Origin of the sequence: Geothrix sp. SG200, assembly GCF_022808935.1 — a bacterium.
GTDB lineage: Bacteria > Acidobacteriota > Holophagae > Holophagales > Holophagaceae > Geothrix > Geothrix alkalitolerans.
In genome coordinates this window covers 670,587-695,090 of record NZ_JAKZFR010000001.1, presented here as the reverse complement: position 1 = coordinate 695,090, position 24,504 = coordinate 670,587, and the positions used below count along the sequence as shown (strand labels likewise).

Below are 24,504 nucleotides of genomic sequence, written 5' to 3'. Positions count from 1 at the left end.
GGGAACCTCATGCTCTCTTCATACGCCGAGGCGCTTGCGCGTTTCGGCGGTGGGGACGCCATCCTTGGTCCAGCCGCGCACCTGGTAGTACTCCGGCAGCATGACGTCGAGCTTGGACACGGCGCCCTTCTGGGGACCGGTCTGGGCGGGTTCCTTCATCAGCCGCGGCGGGAGGCTGTCGTCCTTGGCCGTGAAACCGGCGGCGAGATTGAACTCCCGCTCCATGTTCCAGATGCGCTCGCCGACCAGCAGCAGGCGCTCCTCGGACCAGTCGCCCTCGCAGGCGGCCTGGATCTGCGGCTGGATGTCCGCGAGGCCCCAGGCGAAGGTGGTGAAGAGGCAAATGCCGGCGGAATCCACCACGGCCGTGAGGTCCTGGAAGGCCTTCAGCATGGCCGGTTTCCCTTCCGTGGCCTGGGGTTCCATCTTCACCGGGATGCCCAGGACCTCGGGGGACACCATGTAGCCGCGCAGGTGGCAGGCGCCGCGGTTGCTGGTGGCATAGGCCAGGCCCATGCCCTGCAGGGAGCGCCCGTCGTAGGCCGGGAACTCCTGGCTCTTGACCGTCATGGACAGCTCGGGGTGGCCGTACTTCGTGCAGAGCCGCTTGGAGCCCAGGCCCATGACCTTGCCGAAGCCTTCACCCTTGGCGGTCAGCTCCGCCAGCTTGACCATCGCCTCCGTGGAGCCGAAGGGCAGCTTGAAGCCCACCTCCTGCTCGGTGAGCACGCCCATCTCGTAGAGCTCCATGGCGGCGCCCACGGTGGCCCCGAAGGTGATGGGATCGAAGCCGTCCTCGTTGCAGAGGAAGTTGGCGTAGGTGAGGGCCTCCAGATCGTTCACGCCGTTGGCCGCGCCCAGGGCCCAGGCGGCTTCGTATTCCACGCCGCCGGAGGCGCCATGGTACTGGGGCTTGTCCTTGACGCTGAAGTGGCCGGGATCCATGCGGGAGATGCGGCCGCAGGCGATGGTGCAGCCGAAGCAGGCGCCGTTGGTGACGAGGTTCGCCTTGCCGTCCGTGGGCCGCTTCTCGTGCATGGCCTCGCCGGAGATGTCGTGGGCGCCTTCGAACTGCACCTCCCGGTGGTTGCGCGTGGGCAGCGCCCCAAGCTCGTTGATGACGTTCATGAGCACCTGGGTGCCGTAGGTGGGGAGCCCCTGCCCCGTCACGCCGTTGGCGGCCAGCACCTTCTTGCCGGCTTCCGTGGCAGCGAAGAAGGCCTCAGGGTTGGCCATCTGGTACGCATCCGTTCGGGTGCCCCGGACAGCCACGGCCTTGAGGTTCTTGGAGCCCATGACGGCGCCGACGCCGGAGCGGCCCGCGGCGCGGTGCAGGTCGTTCACGATGGCCGCGTAGAGCACCCGGTTCTCGCCGGCCCGGCCGATGGCAGCCACGCGGATCTGGGGATCCTGGTGCTGGGCCTTGATGGTCTCCTCGGTCTCCCAGACGGTCTTGCCCCAGAGGTGGGATGCATCGACCAGCTCGGCCTTGCCGTCGTTGATGAGGAGGTAGACCGGCTTCGGAGAAGCCCCTTCGAGGATCACCATGTCCCAGCCCGCGAACTTCAGCTCCGCGCCGAAGTAGCCGCCGGAGTTCGAGCAGGCGATGGCGCCCGTGAGCGGCCCCTTGGTGACCACCGAGTAGCGTCCGCCGGTAGCGGCCATGGTGCCCGTGAGCGGGCCCGTCACGAAGATGAGCTTGTTCTTGGGAGAGAAGGGATCGACCTTCGGGTCGATCTCAGACACGAGGTACTTGGTGGCGAGACCCCGCTGGCCCAGGTAATCCTGGGCCCACTGCATGTTCAGCGGCTCCGTGGTGCAGGTGCCGGTCTCGAGGTTCACGCGGAGAACGTTCTTGGTCCATGCCATGGCAGTCGCTCCTCACACCGTCGCCGGGTTGGTGTCAGTCTTGCCGGCCCACTGGCGCATCTTGCCAAGCCCCGTCCAGTCCGCGTCCACATAGGTGATGGCGCCGGTCGGGCAGGCCTTGGCGCAGGCCGGCTCTCCGTCGCAGAGGTCGCACTTCTGCACCTTGCCGGTGGAGGCCACGTAGTTGATGGTGCCAAAGGGGCAGGCGATCGTGCAGACCTTGCAGCCCACGCAGGTGGGCTCCAGCACGATCTTCGCGCCGGTGACGGGATCCAGCCGGATGGCGTCCACCGGGCAGGCGGTCATGCACCAGGCCTCGTCGCACTGCGTGCAGGTGTAGGGCACGAAGCGTCCTTCCTTGTGGAAGGTGAACACCTTGATCCGCGACTTCGCGATGGTGAAGCTGCGGTGGTTCTCCCAGGCGCAGGCCATCTCGCACTGGAGGCAGCCCGTGCACTTGTTGGGATCGATGTGGAGGGACTTCTGCATGGCGGAACCTCCTATGTGATGGCACTGTCAGGAATGGATCGCGATGATCATAGATCGGATAACGGAGGACGGAAGGGCCCTTTTTCTGATTTCCTCTGACAAGAAAAGGGCGCCTTCCGGCGCCCTTTTCCCCTCAGCCCAAGGGCTCGTAGGTGACGCGGAACCGCGGCGGCCGGTTCACGTAGAGGATGTAGCCCGCGCCCACCAGGGCGAAGAGGAGGCTCACGAAGCCCGACCCGTTCTGGAAATTGACTTCGTAGAAGTGGGTCGCCACCGCCGAAGCGAGACGGAGGCTCAATCCACCTTCCGCTTCCTGAGCGGCTGAGAAGAGGATGAACAGGTAGTCCCCCGCGAGAACCGTGGCCAGGGTCAGCAGCACCGTGAGCGCCCGCCCGAAGTGGTTCACCTTCTCCATGCCCCGGTTGATGGTCCAGGCCAGCGCCACGCCGATGCCGATGGCACCCCAGAGGAAGATCCGGTGGATCAGGTAGGCGAGACCGCCCCAGGCCACGGCCAGCACCGCGCCCGTGGCCAGCCCGTAGAGGAGGCCGGCCAGGGGGTTGGAGGCCATCGCCTGGTAGGCTTCCTGCGCCCGCCGCGCCTGCTCGTCCTGAGAGGCCCGGCAGGGGGTGCAGACCCGGACGGGCACGCCATCCGCCATCCAGAGGCCCTCCCGCGTCTCCCGTCCGCAGCCCTCGCACTGCTCCGACACCGGCTTGGCCGCCCGCTCCGCGAAGGCCACCAGGACCTTGAGCACCGCGGCCACCGCTTCGGGCCTGGGCGCGAAGAACGAATACGGCCACTGGCAGAGGAGCCCGTCCTCCAGGAGCTGGAAGGACTTCAGCATGGCCTTGGGGAGGGTCTTCTTGCCCACGGCCGCGCGGAGTTCTTCCGAGGATTCGGCGAACTGCTTCAGCCCCTCCGGTCCCGCGGTCCAGGAGCCCTTGGCGAACCGCACCAGGAGGGTGGCCTGCGCCTGGCGGTCATTGCGGGTCCAGGCGACGGCCACGGGGAAGCCTCTCACGGAGCCGGCCACGGCCGGGCCCTGCCAGGGGCCCTTGGGAACAGCCTTGAGGCCGGTGAGTTCCGACAGGCGTACCAGACGTTTCTGAGTCATGGGTTCCTCGATCAAGTGTGGTGAGCGGGCCAAGCATACAGGCGACAGGGCGATCCACAAAGCGGCCCTGGCGGGGTTTCGGCCCGCCGGGAACAATGGGAGCGGGAAGGAACCTCATGAAAGCCATTTCGCTTCGCGTGGACGTCGACACCCTGGAAGGCTCGGTCACGGGCATCCCCACCCTCCTGCGCCTGCTGGACAAGCACCAGATGCGGGCCAGCTTCTACTTCAGCTTCGGCCCCGACAACAGCGGCAAGGCCATCCGGCGCATCTTCCGCAAGGGTTTCCTGGCCAAGATGCGGCGCACCAACGCCACCAAGCTCTACGGCTTCAAGACCATGATGTACGGGGTGCTGCTGCCCGCGCCCATCATCTGGAAGCGTGCCGCCGCCGAGATGCGGGCCGCCCAGGCCGCGGGTCACGAGGTGGGCATCCACGCCTGGGACCATGTGCAGTACCACGACCTGCTGGACCGCAAGTCGCGGAAATGGCTGTCGGACTGGTACGCGAACGCCCATGAGGCGTTCGGCACCGTCTTCGGCGAGAAGCCACTGGGCGCGGTGAGCCCGGCCTGGCGCTGCAACGACACCACGCTGGAGCTGCAGGAGACCTACGGCCTGGCCTACGCGGGGGACTGCCGGGGCCTCGCGCCCTTCTACCCCATCGTGAAGGGACGCACGCTGTCGACCCTCCAGATCCCCACCACCCTGCCCACCCTGGACGAGCTGCTGGGCCTGGAGGGGCGCACGCCGGACCAGGTGAACCGCGAGGTCTGGGACCTGGTGCGGGAGGACGCCCTGAACGTCTACGCCCTCCACACCGAGGTGGAAGGCGGCGCGCTCTTCGAGACCTTCGACGCCTTCCTGGGCGGCCTCAATGAACGCGGCGTCGTGGCCCGGACCCACGCGGACTGGCTGCCGGAGCTGAAGGCGGCGAACCCGCCGGCCAAGGCAGTCTCCCGCCGGGAGATCCCCGGCCGGGCGGGCTGGGTGAGCTGGGAGGGCTGATCATCGCAAGACGATGTCTGTTGCAGTAACCTCGGGAAAGCCCATCCCGAGGTTCCCATGCGCCTTCCCGTCCCGCTCCTGCTCTGCGCCCTGGCCCTGCCCCCCCTCGCGGCCCAGGCCCCGGAGGACGCCCGCGTCAAGCGACTGGAGTCCCGCGTGAGCGGCCTCCACTGGGAGCTCGATTCTTTGCGCAAGGCCGCCGACGACCAGCTCTGGTTCCAGCGTCTCTCCGACGTGGCCGTGGTGGACAAGGTGACCTACACGGGCCCGCCGAACCCCCGGGGCGAGGAGACCTATGGCATCAAGAACCAGCGGCACCCCCTGAAGATCCAGCAGTACGTCTTCGTCCCCCGCAAGGCCGAGAAGGGCCGGAAGCTGCCCCTCATCGTGCTGCCCCACGGAGGCGTCCATGGCGACTTCGGCACCTACCACGCCCACATCGTGCGGGAGATGATCGAGCGCGGCTACATCGTGGTGGCGCCCGACTACCGGGGCTCCACAGGCTACGGGAAGGGCCTCTACGATGCCATCGACTACGGCGGCCTGGAGATCGACGACGTGGTGGCCGGTCGCGACTGGGCCGTGGAGCACCTCCCGGTGGACCCCAAGCGCTGCGCCATGGTGGGCTGGAGTCATGGCGGCCTCATCTCGCTCATGGCCGTCTTCGACCACCCCGAGAAGTTCGCCGCCTGCTACGCCGGCGTGCCCGTGTCCGACCTCCTGATGCGGGTGGGCTACGCCGGCGAGGAGTACCGGGACGACGCCGTGGTCCGCACCATGTTCGCCGGCAAGACCCCCAGCGAAGACGTGGAAATGGTGCGACGCCGCAGTCCCGTGTGGAACGTCCAGAAGCTGCGCACCCCCCTGCTCGTCCACAGCACCACCAACGACCGCGACGTGAACGTGGTGGAGGTCGAGACCCTCATCAATGCCCTCAAGGCCGCCGGCAAGACCTTCGAGCACAAGATCTACCAGGACGCCCCCGGCGGCCACAGCTTCAACCGCATCGACACCACCCTGGCCCAGGAATCGCGAAAGGAGATCTACGCATTCCTCGAGAAGCACCTGAAATAGGCCACAGCGCTATTCGGGGAACAAGAAGAAGCCCGGCTCAGCCGGGCTTCTTCTTGGGGGTCCGGGGGTGTTCGCGCGGCGAAGCGGAGCGTGGACCTTAGATCCCCGCCACGCAGGCGTGGCGGGGAAACCCCCGGAATGGATCAAGCGTGCTGCTTCAACTTATCTTTGCCGCCGAACCACTGGTCCCAGTACACCACCACGGGACTGGCGATGTAGATGGACGAGTAGGTACCGGTGATGACGCCGATCACCAGCGGGAAGGCCAGGTCGTGGAGGGCCGGCCCGCCGAAGAGCCAGAGGCAGACCGAGACGAACAGCACGGACAGCGAGGTGAGGATCGTCCGGCCCAGGGTCTGGTTGATGGAGTCGTTCACCAGCTTGGTGACGCTGGCGCGGCGGTATTCCGGCCGATGGCTGTTCTCGCGGATGCGGTCGAACACCACGATGGTGTCGGCCATGGAATAGCCCATCAGCGTGAGGAAGCTGGCCACCACGGGCACGTTGAACTCGTAGCCGAAGGCCGCGAAGAGGGCCAGGGCCATGAGCATGTCGTGAACCAGGGCCACGATGCCGCCCACGGAGAAGCTCGCCGTGAACCGGAACATCACGTAGACCAGGATGGCTCCCAGGGCCCAGGCCACGGCCGTGAGGGTCTTGCGGGTCCACTCGCCGGAGATGCTGGGCGAGAAGCTCTCGTCCTTCAGGATGCCCACCGAGCCCAGCCGGTAGCTCTTCTGGACGGTGTCCCGCAGCGCCTGGGGCAGGTCCTGGGGCAGCTCGGCAAAGCTCTGGTAGAGGCCCGATGGCAGGCGGTCGCGGCCGGCAATCACCTTCTCCGCGAAGGGCGTGTAGGCGGCCTGCAGCGCCATCTCGTCACCGCCGATGCCAGCGGGATTGGCCTTCACCAGCGTATCCGTCAGCGTCTTGGAGCCTTCGAGGTTGAGGGCCGGCAGCGCGCTGGTCGCGCCTTCGGGATCCAGTTTCTTGAAGATGGCCCGCAGAGCGTTGGCCTGGATGGTGCTGTCCTTCTGGTCCCCATCCTTCTTGGCCTTGACCTTCACCGAGAAGTCGTGGATGGATTTGTCAGGGTTCTCGTAGGCCACCACGGAGGCGTCGGAGTAACCCTGCCTGGCAAGGGCAGCCCGGATGGTCTCCGGTTCCATGGCGCCGCGGAACCGCACGGTCATGTCGTTGCCGCCCACGAACTGCATGCCGAGGTGGATGCGGTTGTTGTGGGTGAGGTTCCAGGGCCGCACATAGAGGAGCGAGATCAGGATGATGCCCCAGCTGATGGCGATGGCCGTGCCCTTGTACTTCATGAAGTCGAAGGACGAGCCCTTGAAGAAGGTGTGGCTGCCCACGGAGAGGGTCTTGGTGCCGGGATGGTGCTCGAGGACCCAATCGTAGATGAAGCGGCTGATGTAGATGCTGGTGAACAGCGAGGCTACGACGCCCACAGTCAGGGTCACGGCGAAGCCCTTCACGGGGCCCGTGCCGAAGATGAAGAGCAGCAGGGCAGCGAAGAGCTGAGTCACGTGGCTGTCCACGATGGTCCAGAACACGCGGTCGAAGCCTGCGTCGATGGCGCCGGGCACGCTCTTGCCCAGGCCCAATTCTTCCTTGATGCGCTCGAAGATGAGGATGTTGGCGTCCACCGCCATGCCCAACGTGAGCACGAAGCCCGCGATGCCCGGCAGGGTGAGGGTGGCGCGGAAGGAGCCCAGCAGGCCCATCATCACGATCACGTTCACGGTGAGGGCCACGATCGCGTTGACGCCTGACCAGTGATAGAAGATGACCATGAAGCCGATGATGGCGGCGAAGCCGATGACCGCCGCCCGCACGCCGGCATGGATGGAGTCGCGTCCCAGGCCGGGGCCCACCACGCGCTCCTCGAGAAACTTCATGGGGGCGCGAAGGGCGCCGCTCCGAAGCTGGCTGGCCAGGTCGTCGGCTTCCTGGGCGGTGAAGCTGCCGCTGATCCGGACTGCGCCACCGATGATCTTTTCCTTGGCCGTCAGCTCGGTGACGATCTTCCGGTCGAGCACGATGGCGATGTAGCGGCTCTCCTCCGAGGCGATGCCCGTAAGGCGGGCGAAGTCGTCATCCCCCTTCTTGTTGAGGGTGAAGTTGACCTCGTTGGCCTCGGTCTGGGAGTTGGAGGCGCGGTGCGAGTCGATGATGTCGGCGCCGTCCACGGCCACGCGGCTCTCCAGGAGGACCCACCTGCTGATCCTCTCCTCGCCGGGCTTGGCCTTCGTCACGGACTGGCCCGTGCGGCGGGCCTGGCGTTCGCTCTCGATCTCCGGGAACAGCTCGAATTCCGGCGGGATGGTCCCCTTGAAGAAGGCCAGGGCCTCCTCCTTGGTGTTGAAGTAGACCTGGGGGGCCTTGGCCACCAGGCGCTGCTCCAGGTGACCCGGCGTGGCAAGCAGCTTCTTGATGCGCTCACGGTCGCCCTCCTCGATGCCGGGGATCTCCACCACGATGCGGTTGCCTTCGGCGCCGCTGGCGGTGATCTCGGGCTCCAGCACGTTGGCGGGGTCGATGTCGCGGATGCGCTTCTCGATGACCTCCAGGGCGCGCTTGTTGGCATCGTCCTTCAGCTGCTTCTGGTAGGAGTCCCGCTGGGTGAGCCGGAAGACGTCCCCATCGGCGCTGAAGGCGTAGCCCGAGAAGTAGTCCTTGGCGACCTTCTCCACCGTGGCCTTCTGGTCCGCGCCCACGCCGTCGACCCGGAGGGCGTCGCCGTCCACCTGCACCACCGCGCCGGGGAGGCCCTTCTCCTTGAGGCGGGCGGTGAGGCGATCCCGGCTGTCGCGCAGGTCGGCCGCGAGGGCCTCCTGGCCCTGGACCTCCAGCTCGAAGTGGACGCCGCCCCGGAGATCGAGGCCCAGCTTCACCTTCGAGAGAGGCATGAAGAAGTAGCCGCAGCCGAACAGCACGGCGAGAACAATGGCGAGGCGCCAGAGGCTCCGCTTGGTCACGGGGCGCTCCTACAAGAAGCGGGCCGGCGGGGGCCGGCCCGGAAGGTCAGGGGATCAGTTCTGCTGCTGTTCGGGTTCGGAGGCCAGGGCCGCCACGGCCGCGCGCCGGGCCTTGACCACGGAGCCGCCGAGCTTGATCCAGATGTGCTTGTCCTCGACGCGGTCGATGGTGGCGTAGAGGCCGGAGGTCAGCACGACTTCGTCGCCGGCCTTCAGCTTGGACAGGCGGGCCTCCATCTCCTTGCGGGCCTTGCTCTGGGGCCGGATGAGGAGGAAGTAGAACATCAGGGCCATGCCGCCGATGAACACGAACTGGATCCAAGCGGGCCCGCCGCCGGCCTGGGTCTGCTGAAGAAGTGCGTACATCATCTAGGGCTCCTCGGTCTGCCATCGGGCGCGCGCGGTCTGGGCGAACTCCGGAAATCGGTTTTCCAGCAGGGCCTGCCGCGCGTCGCGGGTGAGCCCCACAGTGTAGCTCAGGTTGTGGATCGTGTTCAGCGTGAAGCCCAGCAGCTCGCCGCAGCGGAAGAGATGGTGGAGGTAGGCCCGGCTGAAGGTCCGGCAGGTGTAGCAGCCGCAATCCGGATCCAGCGGCAGGTCGGTTTCCCGGTGCCGGGCGTTCTTGAGGTTGAGCTTGCCCCTGCTGGTCAGGATGCGGCCGTGGCGGGCCTCCCGGCTGGGCAGCACGCAGTCGAAGAGATCGACCCCCTGCTCGATGCCGAAGAGCAGGTCCTCCGGCGTGCCCACGCCCATGAGGTACCGCGGCCGGTCCGCGGGCAGCTCCTTCACGAACTCCGCCAGCACGCCGTTCATCTCGTCCTTGGGCTCCCCCACGCTGAGGCCGCCAACGGCGAAGCCCTGGAAGGGGGTCTTCGCGTCCATGTCCATGGCCTCGGCCAGGTGGCGCCGGCGCAGGTCCAGGTGGGTCCCGCCCTGGTTGATGGCGAAGAGACCCTGGTGCGGCTGGAGCGGCACGGCGCGGCTGCGGGCCAACCACCGCGTGGTGCGGGCCATGCTGGCCTCAAGCTTGGCGCGCTCCATGCGGCCCGGGGGGCACTCGTCCAGGGCCATGCAGATGTCCGAGCCCAGGTTCCGCTGGATCTCCAGGCTCCGCTCGGGTGACAGGAACTGCGGGCTGCCGTCGACGTGGCTCTGGAAGGTGACGCCGTCCTCGGTCATCTTCCGGAGCGAGGCAAGGGAGAAGACCTGGAAGCCGCCGGAATCCGTGAGGATGGGCCCATCCCATCCCATGAACCGGTGGAGGCCTCCCAGCCGGGCCACCAGGCTGTCTCCGGGGCGCAGTCCCAGATGATAGGTGTTGCCGAGGATCACCTGGGGGCCCACCTCCCGGAGCTGGACCGGCGTGATGCCCTTGACGGTCCCCTGGGTCCCCACGGGCATGAAAGCGGGGGTCAGGACCTCGCCATGCGAGGTGTAAAACCCGCCCGCCCTCGCGGCCCCCGAGGGGGGGGCGGGAGCGGGGGTGAATGAAAAATATGGGGTTGTGACCTTCGACATGGGACGTCCAGACCTTCTTAACAAAAATTAACAATTTCATTTGCTTGGGTCGCAGACGGGTGTTGCGAAACCAAGCAAAAAACAGCGAAAGACAGATTTGGCGGGGATCAGGCCCGTCTTTCGAGCTTGACCATCCGTCCGCCCTTTGCCATCTTAGCCGTTGGGCCAGCCCCAGCTCTTTATCCTCACCCTTCGTTGCCGGACCGAAGTTCCCATGGGTCCGGCGCGCTGTTTTTTCCCCTGGATTTTTCAAGGGAGTCGCATGAGCAAAGATCCCAAAAAATCACCCCCCGCCAAGCCGGTGGCTCCCGTGGAGACCCTGGAGGACGCTGTATACAAGTCCTCCCTCGTCGCCGGGAATGAGGCGATCAAGCGGGGCAACCCCAAGGTCACCATTCCCACGACGATCGCCATGTACGCGCTCTTCGCGTTCATCGGGTTCCAGCTGGCGAAGCACACCGAGGCCGGGAAGAAGGTGATCAGGACGGTGGGCATCGACCTGGCCGAGCAGGTGGAAGCCGCTCCGCCTCCGCCTCCGCCGCCTCCTCCGCCTCCACCGCCGCCGCCGCCGCCGCCGATGGCCGTGACTGCCAGCAAGGTGGACACGACTCCCATCGATCCGCGGCAGGAAGTGGTGCCTGAGCAGGCGCCCAAGGAGCTTCCGAAGCAGGACCACTCCCTTGGCGGCGTCCCCGGCGGCGTCCCTGGCGGTGTTCCCGGCGGCGTCATCGGCGGTGTGGTCGGCGGTGTGGTCGGCGGCGTCGTCGGAGGCACCGGCAAGGTGGTGGACTTCGACTTCAGCCAGATCAAGGTGAAGTACCAGCCCCCCGCCCCTCCTTATCCTCCTCTCGCCAAGATCGCCAAGATCCAGGGCACGGTGGTCGTGGAGATCGTGGTCGGCCCCGATGGTGTGCCCACCTCGGCCGTCGCGAAGGAAGGACCTCCCCAGCTGCGGCCCACGGCAGAAGCCTACGCCATGCAGTGGAAGTTCGAGCCTGCCCTCCTGAACGGCGCACCCCAGTACGCGCGATTCAAGCTCACCATGCCGTTCCGGCTCCGGTAGCCTGCGCACCTTCCCACGTCCAATCCTCTCTCCATTCCATAAGGAAACCTCATGAACCTGTTCACCACCCCCCTGATGCTCGGTCTTGCCGAAGGCGGCCACGACAGCTTCTCCGCCGCCGAGATCTGGCGTTCGGCCTCCATCGCCAACAAGTTCATCATCTCCGTCCTCTTCATCCTGATGGCCTACCAGATCTACGTGGCCATCGAGCGCTTCGTGACCTACGCGCAGAGCAAGCAGGCCTCTGACAAGTTCCTGAAGCTCTTCATGGACACGCTCCGCCGCGGCGACTTCGAAGCCGCCAAGCGCGCCGCCACCACCCACAACAAGAGCCACATCGCCCTGGTGCTGAAGCACGGCCTGGACATCTTCCAGTACGAGAAGCAGCTCAAGACCATGAATCCCAACCACGATGCCATCCAGCCCGTGGAGCGCGCCATCCAGCGCGGCACCGCCGAAGTGGTCGAGCTCCTCAAGAAGGGCATGAGCGGCCTGGGCACCATCGGCGCCCTCGCCCCCTTCATCGGCCTGCTCGGCACCGTGATCGGCATCATCAAGGTCTTCTCCGACCTGAAGACCAAGGGCGCCGGCGACATCAACGCCCTGGCCGGCTCCATCGGTGAGGCCCTGGCCACCACCGCCCTCGGCCTGTTCGTCGCCATCCCGGCCGTGTGGATCTACAACCTGCTGACCAACAAGCAGGATGTCGTCGTCACCAACATCAACAACGCGGCTTCCCAGATGATCGACGAGTTCATCCGCCGCGAGAGCCAGAGCTAAGGAACCGCCACCCAGCCCGGGGGCGCGAGCTCCCGGGCTATTTCTAAGGAGAACACACCATGGATACAGGTGGTTCCAAGGGTGGGATGAAGTCCGACATCAACGTCACGCCGCTTGTGGACATCGTGCTGGTGCTGTTGATCATCTTCATCGTGATCACCCCCGCCGTGAACAACGCTGTGAAGCTGCCGCTGTCGAAGCATGCCCCGAAGGTGGATCAGCAGCAGGACGCGGGCCAGAAGTACCTGACCCTCATGCTGACCTCCAAGCGCGACCAGAAGACCGGCGACGTGACTGGCCCCGGCCCGATCCTCATCGATGACAAGGACGCGAAGGATATGCGCTTCTTCATCGACAACGAAGGCCAGCGCCAGCAGCTCGAAGACTTCATCAACAAGAACGTCTCGATGCTGAACGACAAGCGCGTGTTCGTGAAGGCTGACGCCGACCTGCCCTTCAAGTACATCAACGAGCTGTTCCAGTCCTGCCGGAAGGGTGGCGCCGACGAGGCGTCCATCGTGACCAGCGAGGACAAGGACACCAAGAAGGAAGGGGGTAACTGATGGATACCGGCGGCGCCAAGGGTAAAGCCAAAACCGATATCAACGTCACCCCGCTGATCGACATCGTGCTGGTGCTCCTCATCGTCTTCATCGTGATGGTGCCCGGTCTCAGCAAGGCCATGAAGGTGGTGGTGCCCCAGGTCGTCCAGACCGCCACTCCTCCCAAGCCCGATCCGAACAACATCCTGATCCAGGTGGATCAGGACGGGACCATGACCCTCCAGCAGGACAAGATCGACGCCCAGGGCCTCAAGGACAAGCTGCCTGATGCCGTGATGTTGCAGCCCCTCAACTACCGGAAGGTCTTCCTGAAGGTGGACGAGGATGTGAAGTTCCAGGCCATGGTGGACGTGCTCGACGCCATCCGCGTCGCCTCGGAAACCGCCAAGAAGAAGTCCCTCGAGAACCTCGACAAGTTCCAGGGCCAGGATGGCGGCGACGTGAAAGTGGCCGTCTCCCTCAAGAAGCGCATCGTGGCCGCACCCGTCACCTAGGTGCCCCCGATCCCATGGAAAGGGCCCCTCCCGGGGCCCTTTTTCATGCCCGTGCCCGGTGCCCCAGCACGGTGCCATAGGCGACGCCAGCCACGGTGATCAGGACGCCCGCCAAGCCGGCGGCCGTGGCGCGCTCGCCCAGCATGGGCATGGCCAGGAGGTACTGGACGATGGGCAGCAGCTGGAGCCACACCGCGGCCTCGGATACCGACAGCACCCCATAGGCCTCGGACATCAGCATCTGCCCGCTCAGTGCCAGCAGGCTCATGAGGACGGCCAGCCCCCAGGCGGCCAGGCCCCCGTGGAGGAGGCCGGGCCAGGGCGAGAGGGCGAAAGGCAGCACCACGGGCAGGCCCGCCAGGCAGAAGTAGAAGAAGATGGTCGCGGCGTTCTCCGTGTGGCGCGCCGCGCGGATCGCGTTGGCGCTGGTGGCCGCGAAGACCGCTGCCGCCAGCGCCGCCAGCTCCCCCCTGCCCAATCCCAGGCCCAGACCCAAATGCCCCTGGCCGAGCACCAGGACCACGCCCAGGGAGGCCGCCAGGATCGCCAGCCAGAGGTGGATGGTGGGACGTTCCTTGAAGATCGCCAGAGACATCGCCACCGCGATCACCGGGAAGACATTGTAGAGAATGCCCGCCTCGCCCGCCGGGATGTGGGCCAGGGCGTAGAAATAAAGCACCACCACCGCGCCGCCCGAGATGCCGCGGGTCACCAACAGCCTATAGTTGCTCGGCCGGTAGAGTCCCGGGATCAAGGCGAAGGCCGCAAGGCTCGCCAGGGCGCCCACCACGAAGCGCAGGACAGCCAGATGACCCGCCGAGAAGCCCATGCCCGGCATCGTGAGCTTCCGCGCCAGGATGGCCATGAGCCCGAAGCAGAGTGCCGAGCCCGCCAGCTCGGCGCGGGCCACCATGCGGCGGCGGGACTGGGCGGGAATGGAAGCGGTCATTCTCGAATCAACCAGGGCTGGACCATAAAGAATCCAACAAGCGGAGAAAGCGGAATCACTGAGGAAAGCGGAGAACAGCATGTTTCTGTCTCAGCAATCCTCCCTCCTCCACGATCCTCCGCTTACATTCATTCCTATTCTTGGAAGGGAAGAATCAGGGGTTGTAGGCGCCCTGCGGCAGGTTCAGGCCCGCGGTGTGGAAGGCCGAGCTCAGGGCCCCGCCCCGGAAGGCGCCGCGGTCCGCGGCCTCGAGATGATCCAGCAGGTGGGACAGGTTCGCCCCGCTGGGCACCGCGGGCACACCCAGGTCCAGGGCCAGCTCGGGCAAGGTGAGGTCGTCCAGGAAGGTGCCTTCCTCCCGCACCACCTGCCCCCGCAGGGTGTACTGATCCGTGGGGCCCGTATGAGTGCGGAGGCTGGCGGATGGCACCACCACCGCGTCCACCCAGTCGGTCCGGCCGCCCTTGGCCTCGCGGTCGGCGTGGGCGGCGTACTTCAGGTCCTCGCCGCAAAGCAGGCCCGCCACGGTGACGCTGTCGCCGAAGCTGAAGTTCCGGGCCGGCACCACCCGCAGGTGACTGCCCACCGCACGGTTCAGCTCCGCGGCCACGCGGGAGAGCGTGGGCGCGAAGCTCGATCCTGTCAGCAGCAGCACCCGTCGCCCCGCGAAACCCTTCGCCCGGGGGCTCTTGATGAAGCGCCGGCTGTGCTCCAGGAAGCGGCGCACCAGGCCCACGCCGTTCTCCAGCTGGGCCCAGGAGCGGGAGTAGAACCCGCGCCCGGGCACCTCAATCCCGGCCCGGGTGAACCACTCATCCGCCAGCAGCAGCCAGGGCTCGCCGTCATTGGCCTTGGTGTACTTCCGCACCTCGGGCATCCACCGGGCCACCCACTCCCGCGCGAACTCGGCCTCCACATCCTGCACCACGGGCAGGTTCTCCCGGTGGGCCGTGAGCCCCACGGGGACGCAGGACAGGCTCAGGACGCTGCCCCTGCCCTCTTTCCGGCGCGCCCAGAGGTCATCCACGGTCTGCTGCCAGATGGCCCCGTCGTTGAGCCCGGGCGCCACCACGGCCTGGGTATGGACGTCGATGCCGCCCGCCAGCAGCCGGTCGATCTTCTTCAGGATGTGGCCCTCGCGAGGATTGCCCACCACCTTCACCCGAGCCTCAGGGTCCGTGGCGTGGACGGAGACGTGGATGGGGCTCAGGCGCTCGCGGATGATGCGGTCCAGCTCCGCGTCGTCGCTGCTGGAGAGGGTCGTGAAGTGGCCATAGAGGAAGGACAGGCGCACATCCTCGTCCTTGAGGTAGAGCGACTTCCGGAACCCCTTCGGCATCTGGTGCACGAAGCAGAACACGCAGTTCTGCTTGCAGACCTTCACCTCGTCCTGGGCCAGGTCCACGCCAAGCCCTTCGCCGCCGTTCTCCACGGAAGCCTCGAAGGTGCTGCCGTCGGGGCGCTGGAGGCGCAGGTCCGTCTCGTCCCGCTGGGTCACCAGGAACTGGTAGTTCAGCTGGTCCAGGACGGGCTCTCCGTTGATGGCCACCAGGGTGTCGCCCGGGCGGATCCCCGCCTCCTCGGCCAGGCTGCCGGGTTCCACCGCGATCACTTGAACGCCCTTCTGTGCCAATGCGCCGCTCCATGCTCCGGATTCCCGGGCGGGAATCCGGAGATAGATTGTCTCATTGCGAAGGGGTTATGGCTTTTCCTATCTCCGGTCCGCCAGGTCAAGGCCCCGTTGGAGCTCGCGTGGAGACCAAAGAACGAGCCCGGGGGGGTTCGCGCACCGGAGCGAAGCGAGGAACCCCCGGAAAAACGGCTAGGCAGTGGCTTTGCTCTGCTTGCGGGCCTCGACCACCTTGTCGGCGTCGCGCCCGATCAGTTCCTGCAGGTGGTGGAAGGCCCAGGTGAAGGAGCCGACGCCCATGGTGAGGCTGCGGAGCTCCACGATGACGTCGCTCATCTCGGCCTGGGGGATGTAGGCGGAGACCACATCCCAGCCGTTCCATCCGGGCTTGGCGTCGAAACCGAGGACCTGGCCTCCACGCCTTCCGGTCACCAGGCGCTGGGCCTTGGGCGTGTATTCGCTGGGGACGCTGATGTGCACCTCGGAGATGGGCTCGAGCAGCACGGGATGGCAGACGGGAGCGGCCTCGGTCATGCCGATGCGGGCAGCGGTCTTGAAGGCCATGTCGGAGCTGTCCACGGTGTGGTAGCTGCCGTCCACCAGGGCCACGTGGATGTCCACGACGGGGAAGCCCAGGGGACCGCGCTTCATCCAGTCCACGACGCCGTGCTCGATGGCGCCGAAGAAGTTCTTGGGCACCACACCGCCGACGATGCGCTCCTCGAACTGGAAGCCCGTGCCGCGCGGCAGGGGCTTGACCTCGAACCACACGTCGCCGAACTGGCCGTGGCCGCCGGTCTGGTGCTTGTGGCGGCCATGGACCTTGGCGGCCTTCGTGAAGGTCTCGCGGTAGGGGACCATGGGCGGGTTGGCCTGCACGTCCAGGCCGAAGCGGCTCTTGAGGCGGTCCAGGGCGCACTTGAGGTGCACCTCGCCCTGGCCCCAGAGGATGCGCTCCTGGGTCTCGGCGTTCTGCTCCACCTGGAGGGAGGCGTCCTCCTCGCAGAGCTTCTGGAGGGCCAGCGACAGCTTCACGTCGTCGCCGCTCTTGGTGGTGTGCAGGCTGAGGGCCAGCATGGGCTGGAGGGGCTCCGGCCAATCCAGGGCCACCTTCGCGGCGGGCGTCAGGGCCTCCCGCGTGCGCACCTCGTCCATGCGGCCCAGCGACACCACCTCGCCGGCGGTAGCCTTCGTCTGCTTGAGCTGCTGGGACCCGAAGAGCCTGTTGATGCCGCTCACACGGTTGCCCGCCAGGATGGCGCCGTCGGCCACCTCGCCCCGCCACACGCGGGAGATGCTCAACTTGCCCACATGCTGGGCGTGGACGCTCTTGAACACCTGCACCAGGGTGTCCTTGCCTTCGGGGATGCCCAGGCGGGCAGCCGTGGCGTCCACCCGGGGAGCCTCGTCGCACAGGGCCTGGAAGAGGCGGCGCACACCCGCGTCCTTGTCGGCGGACCCGAAATAGACCGGCACCAGCAGGTCGTCACGGACGTCCTTGGCCAGGTCCTCGGAGACTTCCTCGAGGGAGGGCACCACATCGCCCAGCAGCTCTTCCATGAGGTGGTCGTCGAAGTCGGCGAGCTTCTCCAGCATGAGCTGGCGGGCCTCGTGCTCCTCGGGCAGCACGGATTCGGGCATCTGCTTGAGGTCGGCGTCCTTGCCCGCCTCGTACTTGTAGGCATGCTCGCTGATGAGGTCCACATAGCCGGTGACCTGATCGCCCTCCTTGATGGGGATCTCCACCAGCACCAGCGGGCGCTCGGAAATCTGCTGGAGGGCGTTGAGCACGTCCTTCAGCTTCCCGGCACTGCCCGCCGCCTCCAGCTTGTTGATGAACATCACGTGGGGGATCTTGTGATCGTCGAGGAACTTCAGGGCCGGGGCGGCCATGAGGGCGCGCGCCGGATCGGGGTCGCACACCACGACGGCGATGTCCGCCGCCATGAGGGCATGCACCGCCTCCTGGCGGAACTCGACCGAGCCTGGACAGTCGATGAGGGTCCAGGCCTCGCCCTGGTACTCACAGAAGGCCAGGCTGGCCTCGACGCTCATCTGGCGGGCCTTGGCTTCCAGGGAGGCGTCGCCGACAGTGGTCCCCTCCTTGACGGAGCCCTTGCGCAGCAGGGCGCCCGCCACGAAGAGAAGGCTCTCCATCAAGGAGGTCTTTCCGGAGAGGTAGGGGCCCACGATGGCCGCTACGCGTGGAGTTGACTGAGAATTTCCGCTCACAGTGCCTCCTGATTGTGGGTGTTGGATGTCGACCGCCCCAAGTGTTCCGATCTGCCGTACCGCTGGCAACACAAAAAACAACCGCCTCGGAAAAGGCGGCTTAGGTCACAAATCCGGCAGGCTTTATGCCAATTCGAAGGGTTTATTCACCGCAGAGAACGCGGAGAGCGCAGAGGTAGGAAGGACAGGATTGTCGTTTTTCTCTGCGTTCTCTGCGTTCTCTGCGGTTGGCCTGTCTTCAGTTCCGAAGGGGCTTGCCCGTTTTCAGGATGGCGTCCATGCGGGCCTGAGTCTTCTCGTAGCTGCAGAGGCGGGCGAAGGCCTGCCGTTCCAGCTCGAGGATCCGTTCCTCGGTGACCTCCTGGACGAGGCTCACGTCCCCGCCGCAGAGGATGTTGGCCAGCTCGCCCATGATGACGGCGTCGTGCTCGCTGGCCAGGCCCTGCAGCTGGAAGTCCTTGACCGCCAGCTTGAGGGCCTCGCTGCCGCCCAGGCCCGGCAGGCGCAGGGTGCGCTCCTTCACGGGCTGGAAGTCCGCGGCCATCTTCAGGACCTCCTGCTTGGCCTCGTTCAGCAGGAACGCCTTGTTCATCACGCGGCGGTCCGTGCGGCGCAGGTAGCCGTTGCGCTGGGCCTCGTCGAAGCTGGTGTTCACGTTCGCGGTGCCGATGGCCTGGAAGGCGGCCTTCACCTTGGGCATGGGGCCGAGCTGCCCCTTGGCGGCCAGAGCGTCCTCCATGCGGAGCAGCATCTGGAGGCAGCCGCCGCCCGCCGGGATCACGCCCACGCCCACTTCCACCAGGCCCATGTAGAGCTCGGCGTGGCCCACGGCCCGCTGGCAGGCCATGGTCATCTCGCAGCCGCCGCCCAGAGCCAGGTTGAAGGGCGCCGCCACCGTCGGGAACGGCGCGTAGGTGAGCATGCGGCCGGCGTACTGCAGGCGCCGGGCCACTTCCTCGATCTGGTCGAACTGCTTGTCCTTGGCGGCGTTCAGCACCATGACCAGGTTGGCCCCGGCGCTGAAGTGCTGGCCCTGGTTGCCCACCACCAGGCCCTTGAAGCGGCCGGGGATGTGCTTCTGGACCGTGTCCTCCATCAGCATGATGATGCCGTCGTCCAGGGCGTTCATCTTGCTGTGGAAGCTCAGGCAGGCCACATCGTCACCCAGGTCGAAGAGCTGGCAGCTCCCGTTCTCGGCGATAACCTTGCCGCGGCCCTCCTCGCGCTTGAGGATGATCACGCGCTTGTCCTCGAGGATCGCCTCGTAGGCCAGGGTCTTGGGATTCAGCTGGGCGACGGGGACGCCGTGCTCCCAGCGGTAGAAGCTGGTGAGGCCCTTGGCCAGCATCTGCTCCACAAGGGGCGGCACGGGCAGCTCCTCGAACGTCATGCGGGCCACGACCCGCTCGACGCCCAGGGTGTCCCAGGTCTCGAAGGGCCCCAGCTCGAAGGCGAAGCCGTTCTTGATGGCGCGATCCACGTTCAGCGGGCCGTCCGTCACCTCGCCCAGGCGGTTCACGGCGTAGGTCAGGTTGGGCGCGATGCAGCGCCAGGCCAGGCGGCCCGCCTCAGTGTCGCTGGTGAGCAGCGTCTTCACCTTCTCGGCGGGGTCGTCGATGCCCTTCAGCTCCTTGAGGAGGGGCCAGTCCTTCTTCACCTGCGGCACGTACTCGCGGGTGCCGGGATCGAGGGCCAGGAAGGTCTTCTTGCCCTTGGCGTCCTTGGGGCCCTTCTTGAAGAAGCCCTGCTTCGTCTTGTTGCCCAGGAGCTTGTTGTCCAGCATCCACTGGAGGAACTCGGGGAACTTGAAGACGTCGCGCACTTCGTCGTTGGGGCAGAGGTCATAGACGTTCTTGGCCGTGGCCGCGAGGATGTCCACGCCCGCGAGATCTGCGGTGCGGAAGGCGGCGCTCTTCGCCCGGGCGGCGGCGTCGCCCAGCACCGAATCCAGCACCTCGAAGGGGATCTTCTCCTTCAGGGCCAGCTGCAGGGTGGCCATGATGCTGTGGATGCCGATGCGGTTGCCGATGAAGGTGGGGCTGTCGTAGGCCGGCACCACTTCCTTGCCGAGGGCCTCCTCCAGCCACGTGCGGAAGGCCAGGGCCTCCGTCTCGTCCACCTCGGGGCCCTTCACGAACTCCAGCAGGCGCAGGTACCGCACGGGGTTGAAGAAGTGCGTGATGACGAAGTGCTTCCGGAAGGCGTCGCCGCGGCCCTCCACGAGGAGCTTGAGGGGGATGCCCGAGGTGTTCGAGCTGACCCACGCGCCGGGCTTGAGGTGGGCCTCCAGGCGGCCGTACAGCTCCCGCTTGATGGCCAGATCCTCCTTCACCACCTCCACCACCCAGTCGCAGTCCGCCAGGCGGTCCAGGTGATCCCGCAAGTTGCCGGGCCGGATCTTCTTGAGGAACGAGGCGTGCATGGCGAGGGCCGGCTTGGACTTCGCCAGGCCCGCCAGGGCGCCTTCCGCCAACTTGTCGGGAGCCGCGTCGTCGATGACGATGTCCAGCAGCTCCACCTGGCAGCCCGCGGATGCGACGTGGGCCGCGATGCCCGAGCCCATCACGCCGGACCCGAGGACTCCGATCTTCTTGATGTTCATGTCCAACCTCCTGGTGTCGATTCGCGTGGTTGGATCAGAGCTTCTCGATGATGGACGCGATGCCCTGCCCGCCGCCGATGCACATGGTGGCGATGCCGTACTTGCCACCGTCGGTCTCGAGGCGGTTCAGCAGGGTCGTGATGATGCGCGCGCCGCTGGCGCCGAGGGGATGGCCCACGGCGATGGCGCCGCCCCAGGCGTTCACCTTGGCCATGTCGTAACCGCCCTCGCGGATGACCGCCAGGCTCTGGGCCGCGAAGGCCTCGTTCAGCTCCATGGCGTCGATCTGATCGAGCTTCAGGCCGAAGCGGTCCAGTACCTTCTTCACGGCCGGGACGGGGCCGATGCCCATGCGGTCCGGCTCCACGCCGGCCACGGCGCCGCCGATGATGCGCGCGCGGGCCTTGAGACCCAGGGACTTGGCCAGGCCCTCTTCCATCACCAGCAGGAAGGCGGCTCCGTCCGTCACAGGCGAGCTGTTGCCGGCGGTGACGCACCCGTCGGCCAGGAAGGCGGCCTTCAGCTCGCCCAGCTTCTCCAGGCTGGTGTCGGCACGCACGCACTCGTCCTGCTGCAGCGTGACGGGCTTGCCGTCCAGGCCCTTGGTCTCGAAGCGGACGATCTCCCGCTCGAACTTCCCGGCCTTCCAGGCGGCGGCGGCCTTCTGGTGGCTCTGGTAGGCGAACTCGTCCTGGTCCTTCCGCGAGATCTTGTACTCCTTGGCCAGGTTCTCGGCGGTGATGCCCATGGAGCAGTAGGCCTCGGGGTAGTGCTCGGTGAGGTAGGGGTCCACGCTGGGATTGAAGCCCATCATGGGCACCTTGGACATGCTCTCCACGCCACCGGTGAGGAAGAGGTCGCCCTGGTTCGCCATGATGGCCCGGGCGGCCATGAGCATGGTCTCCTGGCTGCTACCGCAGAAGCGGTTGATGGTGGCCGCGCCGGCGGTGATGGGCAGCCCCGCGCGGAAGCTGACGAGGCGGGCCATGTTCATGCCCTGCTCGCCCTCCGGCATGGCACAGCCGACCAGCACGTCCTCCAGGCCGGACCAGTCCTTCAGCAGGGGCTTGATGGCCTCGATGACCACCGCGCCCAGCTGTTCCGGGCGGGTGGCGGCGTAGGCGCCCTTGACGCCCCGGCCGATGGGCGTGCGCTTGGCTTCGACGATGACTGCGGATCGCATGGGACCTCCGGATGATGGACTCTCTGAAGAGCTGGGTTTTGGTGAGCCTAGCAGCCATGTGCGCCAGAGAAAGCACCTACCGTAGGTCGGGAGTGGCCCTACCGTGGGTCGGATGATGAGTGGGTCGCCAATCTCATCCCTCTCCTTGACGGGGTTTGCTGGCGGACTGATCTTTTCCCGGCGCCAGCCCCCTCGCCATGGGGCTTGTTACGTGATGGCTCATGCAGGTTCACCCTCGGGGAGGATCCATGCCCCTGACGGAGTCGTACCTCAGCCCCCGCCGCATCCTGACCGTGGTCCTGGCCGGTGGCAGGGGCAGGCGCCTCCATGACCTCACGGACTGGCTCTCCAAGCCTGGCCTCGACTTCGGCGGCCGGTTCAAGATCATCGACTTCGCCCTCTCGAATTGCGTGAACTCGGGCTTCCGGAAGATCGCCATCCTCACGCAGTACAACTCCCACCGGCTGCTGGAGCACCTCCACTTCGCCTGGAGCTTCCTCCCCGGGTCCCTCCAGGAGTTCGTCCATGCCTGGCCGGCCCAACAGGACATGTCCAAGGAGTCCTGGTACAACGGCACTGCGGACGCCGTCTGCCGGAACCTGGACAACATCCGCCGCTACGACCCCCAGCACGTCCTCGTCCTGGCGGGCGACCATGTCTACCGGATGGACTACAAGTATTTCCTGGCGGACCACCTGGACCACGACGCCGACATGACCATCGCCTGCCTGGAGATGCCGCGCATCTCGGCCAAGGGCTTCGGCATCGCCCAGGTGGACGAGGATGACCGGATCCGCTCGTTCATCGAGAAGCCGGCGGAGCCGCCACCCATCCCGCACCATCCCTCTCAGTGCCTGGCGAGCATGGGGATCTACCTGTTCAAGGCCCCCTTCCTCTTCGATGAGCTGGAGCGCGATGCGAAGGAGGAGACCGGCCACGACTTCGGCCACGACCTGATTCCAAACCTCGTGAGCCGCGCGAAGGTGTTCGCCCACCGGTTCGAGCGCAGCTGCGTGCCCAATGAGGCCAGTCCGGAACCCTACTGGCGGGACGTGGGCACGGTGGATTCCTACTGGGAGGCCAACATGGACCTGGTCTCCGTCCGCCCCGCCTTGAACCTGTACGACGACGCCTGGCCCATCTTCACCCGACAAGAACAGCTTCCTCCGGCCAAGTTCGTCCTCAGCGGCGCCGCCCGGCAGGGATATGCCATCGGAAGCCTGGTATCCACCGGCTGCATCATCTCCGGCGCCCACGTCCGCAACTCCCTCATTTCCACCCAGGTCCGCCTCCACTCGAACAGCCGCGTCGATGAGTCCGTGATCCTGCCCCTGGCCGAGATTGGACATCGCGCGCACCTCCGACGGGTGGTCGTGGACCGCGGCTGCCGCATCCCCGCGGGCCTGACCGTCGGATTCGACCCCGAGGCGGATGGCCGCCGGTTCTACCGGACTCCCAACGGCGTCACCCTCATCTCCCAGGCGATGGTCGAGCGACTCGGAACCTGAGGCATGCGCATCCTCTTCGCGGGCACGGAGCTCTATCCCCACGTGGCGGTCGGCGGGCTGGCGGACGTGATGGCCGCCCTTCCCTTGGCCCTGAGGGACCTGGGCGCCGACCTGCGCCTGCTGCTCCCGGGCTTTCCTGCCCTCCTCCAGGCCGCCGCCCCTCTGTCGCCGATCCGCCAGTGGCCGGACCTCATGGGCGGCGGCGCGCGACTGCTCCTCGGCCGCACTCCCGCCGGCGTCCCCGTCTACCTGCTGGACCAGCCCACCTTCTTCGGAAGCGGACCGCCCTACGAGGACCGGGCGGATACGCCCCGGCGGTTCGCGGCGCTGTCCTGGGTGGCGGCCCTGCTCGGAAGGGAGGGCGACGACGGCTGGGGCCCGCACATCCTGCACGTCCACGACTGGCCGGTCGCCCTCGCCCCGGCCTACCTGGCCTTTGAACCCGGCCCCCGCCCCGCCGCCCTGCTCACGATCCACAACCTGGCCTACCAGGGGATCTTCCCCAAGACCCTCCTTTCGGACCTGCGGCTTCCCCCGGAACATTTCACGCCGGCCGACCTGGAGTACTACGACCAGATCTGCTTCCTGAAGGCCGGACTGGTCCACGCCGACCGCATCAGCACCGTGAGCCCCACCTACGCCCGGGAGATCCAGGATCCGTCGAAGGGCGGGCTCCACGGCCTCCTCGCCTCGCGGAGGCGGGACCTGGTGGGCATCCTGAACGGCGTGGACGCCGGCGTGTGGACGCCTTCCGGGAACCTCCACCTGGCCTTCCCCTACGACCTGGACCGCCTGGACCGCCGGGCGCTCAACAAGGCGGCCCTCCAGCGAGAACTGGGGCTTCGGGAGGATCCGGATGCGCTCCTCTTCGCCATCGTGAGCCGCTTCGCACCCCAGAAGGGCCTCGACCTCGTACTGGACATCCTGCCCCGCCTGGCGCGCCTCGGCGCCCAGCTCGCGGTCCTGGGCCAGGGGGGCGGGGCGCTGGAGTCCGCATTCCGCGCCGCGCCGCGCCGGTTTCCTGGGCGCGTGGCGGCGCGGATCGGCTACGACACCGGCCTCTCCCATCGCTGTTACGGCGGCGCCGACGTGATCCTCGTCCCCAGCCGGGAGGAACCCTGCGGCCTCACCCAGCTCTACGCCCAGGCCTACGGCGCCCTGCCCCTGGTGCGGCGCACGGGAGGCCTGACGGACACCGTCCTGGATCCGGACGACACGCGGCCCGGAGGTCCCCCCGCGACGGGCTTCGTATTCAACGAGGCCACGGTCGCGGACCTAGCTGGCGCCCTGGACCGCGCCTGCGCCCGGTACCGGAGCGATCCCGCCGCCTGGCGGACCATGCAGCGCGCGGCCATGAGCCAGGACAGGAGCTGGGACCGCCCGGCCCGGGCCTACCTCGATCTCTACCACGCGATGACGGCCCGGAGCGGCTGATC

19 protein-coding genes are annotated in these 24,504 nt (G+C 66.9%); 8 read left to right on the top strand and 11 right to left on the bottom strand.

What is annotated here, in order from left to right; genetic code table 11:
• Positions 1-18: 18 nt before the first annotated feature.
• From ML539_RS03045 to ML539_RS03035, 3 genes are all read right to left on the bottom strand, one after another.
• Entirely contained in the window at positions 19-1,869 is a 1,851-nt protein-coding gene (locus tag ML539_RS03045) for an aldehyde ferredoxin oxidoreductase family protein (RefSeq protein WP_243320515.1), read from the bottom strand.
• A gap of 12 nt (positions 1,870-1,881) precedes the next feature.
• Positions 1,882-2,358: a 4Fe-4S dicluster domain-containing protein gene (locus tag ML539_RS03040; protein ID WP_243287939.1), complete on the bottom strand. Its 477-nt coding sequence runs from the start codon at positions 2,356-2,358 to the stop codon at positions 1,882-1,884.
• A gap of 133 nt (positions 2,359-2,491) precedes the next feature.
• Positions 2,492-3,475, bottom strand: a complete 984-nt coding sequence (locus tag ML539_RS03035) for a hypothetical protein (protein ID WP_243320513.1) — start codon at positions 3,473-3,475, stop codon at positions 2,492-2,494.
• A 116-nt stretch (positions 3,476-3,591) separates the two neighbouring features.
• On the opposite strand from ML539_RS03035, the gene ML539_RS03030 reads away from it, so the two are divergent.
• On the top strand, positions 3,592-4,482 hold the full coding sequence (locus ML539_RS03030) for a polysaccharide deacetylase family protein (protein ID WP_243320511.1): 891 nt from the start codon (positions 3,592-3,594) through the stop codon (positions 4,480-4,482).
• Positions 4,483-4,539: 57 nt separating this feature from the next.
• A complete protein-coding gene (locus tag ML539_RS03025) occupies positions 4,540-5,556 on the top strand; it encodes an alpha/beta fold hydrolase (RefSeq protein ID WP_243320509.1) in 1,017 nt (338 codons plus the stop codon).
• Positions 5,557-5,699: 143 nt separating this feature from the next.
• Here ML539_RS03025 and secD read toward each other — a convergent pair whose 3' ends face one another.
• From secD to tgt, 3 genes are read right to left on the bottom strand one after another with little or no spacing between them, the layout of a single operon-like run.
• Positions 5,700-8,546 (bottom strand): protein translocase subunit SecD, encoded by a 2,847-nt coding sequence (secD, locus tag ML539_RS03020; protein ID WP_243320507.1) that lies wholly within the window; start codon positions 8,544-8,546, stop codon positions 5,700-5,702.
• Positions 8,547-8,600: 54 nt separating this feature from the next.
• A complete protein-coding gene (gene yajC, locus ML539_RS03015; RefSeq protein ID WP_243294051.1) occupies positions 8,601-8,915 on the bottom strand; it encodes a preprotein translocase subunit YajC in 315 nt (104 codons plus the stop codon).
• Positions 8,916-10,064 carry a tRNA guanosine(34) transglycosylase Tgt gene (gene tgt / locus ML539_RS03010; protein ID WP_279341431.1) on the bottom strand — a complete coding sequence of 383 codons (1,149 nt, stop codon included), beginning with the start codon at positions 10,062-10,064 and terminating at the stop codon, positions 8,916-8,918.
• 262 nt (positions 10,065-10,326) lie between these two features.
• On the opposite strand from tgt, the gene ML539_RS03005 reads away from it, so the two are divergent.
• From ML539_RS03005 to ML539_RS02990, 4 genes are read left to right on the top strand one after another with little or no spacing between them, the layout of a single operon-like run.
• On the top strand, positions 10,327-11,127 hold the full coding sequence (locus ML539_RS03005) for an energy transducer TonB (RefSeq protein WP_243320503.1): 801 nt from the start codon (positions 10,327-10,329) through the stop codon (positions 11,125-11,127).
• A 51-nt stretch (positions 11,128-11,178) separates the two neighbouring features.
• Positions 11,179-11,907 (top strand): MotA/TolQ/ExbB proton channel family protein, encoded by a 729-nt coding sequence (locus ML539_RS03000; protein ID WP_243294054.1) that lies wholly within the window; start codon positions 11,179-11,181, stop codon positions 11,905-11,907.
• 59 nt (positions 11,908-11,966) lie between these two features.
• Complete coding sequence (locus tag ML539_RS02995; protein ID WP_243320501.1) at positions 11,967-12,470, top strand: biopolymer transporter ExbD; 504 nt, start codon at positions 11,967-11,969, stop codon at positions 12,468-12,470.
• Positions 12,470-12,964 (top strand): biopolymer transporter ExbD, encoded by a 495-nt coding sequence (locus ML539_RS02990; protein WP_243320500.1) that lies wholly within the window; start codon positions 12,470-12,472, stop codon positions 12,962-12,964. The genes ML539_RS02995 and ML539_RS02990 overlap by 1 nt, the downstream gene beginning before the upstream one ends.
• 43 nt (positions 12,965-13,007) lie before the next feature.
• Here the strand turns inward: ML539_RS02990 and ML539_RS02985 are convergent, their stop codons facing one another.
• From ML539_RS02985 to ML539_RS02965, 5 genes are all read right to left on the bottom strand, one after another.
• Complete coding sequence (locus tag ML539_RS02985; protein WP_243320498.1) at positions 13,008-13,913, bottom strand: DMT family transporter; 906 nt, start codon at positions 13,911-13,913, stop codon at positions 13,008-13,010.
• A gap of 154 nt (positions 13,914-14,067) precedes the next feature.
• Positions 14,068-15,546: a DUF512 domain-containing protein gene (locus ML539_RS02980; protein WP_279341430.1), complete on the bottom strand. Its 1,479-nt coding sequence runs from the start codon at positions 15,544-15,546 to the stop codon at positions 14,068-14,070.
• Between the two features lie 189 nt (positions 15,547-15,735).
• Positions 15,736-17,775 (bottom strand): elongation factor G, encoded by a 2,040-nt coding sequence (locus ML539_RS02975; RefSeq protein WP_347710729.1) that lies wholly within the window; start codon positions 17,773-17,775, stop codon positions 15,736-15,738.
• Positions 17,776-18,013: 238 nt separating this feature from the next.
• Positions 18,014-20,377 carry a 3-hydroxyacyl-CoA dehydrogenase/enoyl-CoA hydratase family protein gene (locus ML539_RS02970; protein ID WP_243320495.1) on the bottom strand — a complete coding sequence of 788 codons (2,364 nt, stop codon included), beginning with the start codon at positions 20,375-20,377 and terminating at the stop codon, positions 18,014-18,016.
• Between the two features lie 34 nt (positions 20,378-20,411).
• Entirely contained in the window at positions 20,412-21,560 is a 1,149-nt protein-coding gene (locus ML539_RS02965; RefSeq protein WP_243320493.1) for a thiolase family protein, read from the bottom strand.
• 248 nt (positions 21,561-21,808) lie between these two features.
• Here ML539_RS02965 and glgC point away from each other — a divergent pair, with 248 nt between their 5' ends.
• Positions 21,809-23,068 (top strand): glucose-1-phosphate adenylyltransferase, encoded by a 1,260-nt coding sequence (glgC, locus tag ML539_RS02960; protein ID WP_243320491.1) that lies wholly within the window; start codon positions 21,809-21,811, stop codon positions 23,066-23,068.
• Positions 23,069-23,071: 3 nt separating this feature from the next.
• The gene (gene glgA / locus ML539_RS02955; protein ID WP_243320489.1) at positions 23,072-24,502 is read left to right on the top strand and encodes a glycogen synthase GlgA; all 1,431 of its coding nucleotides are present in this window, start codon (positions 23,072-23,074) and stop codon (positions 24,500-24,502) included.
• The last annotated feature ends 2 nt before the right edge of the window (positions 24,503-24,504 follow it).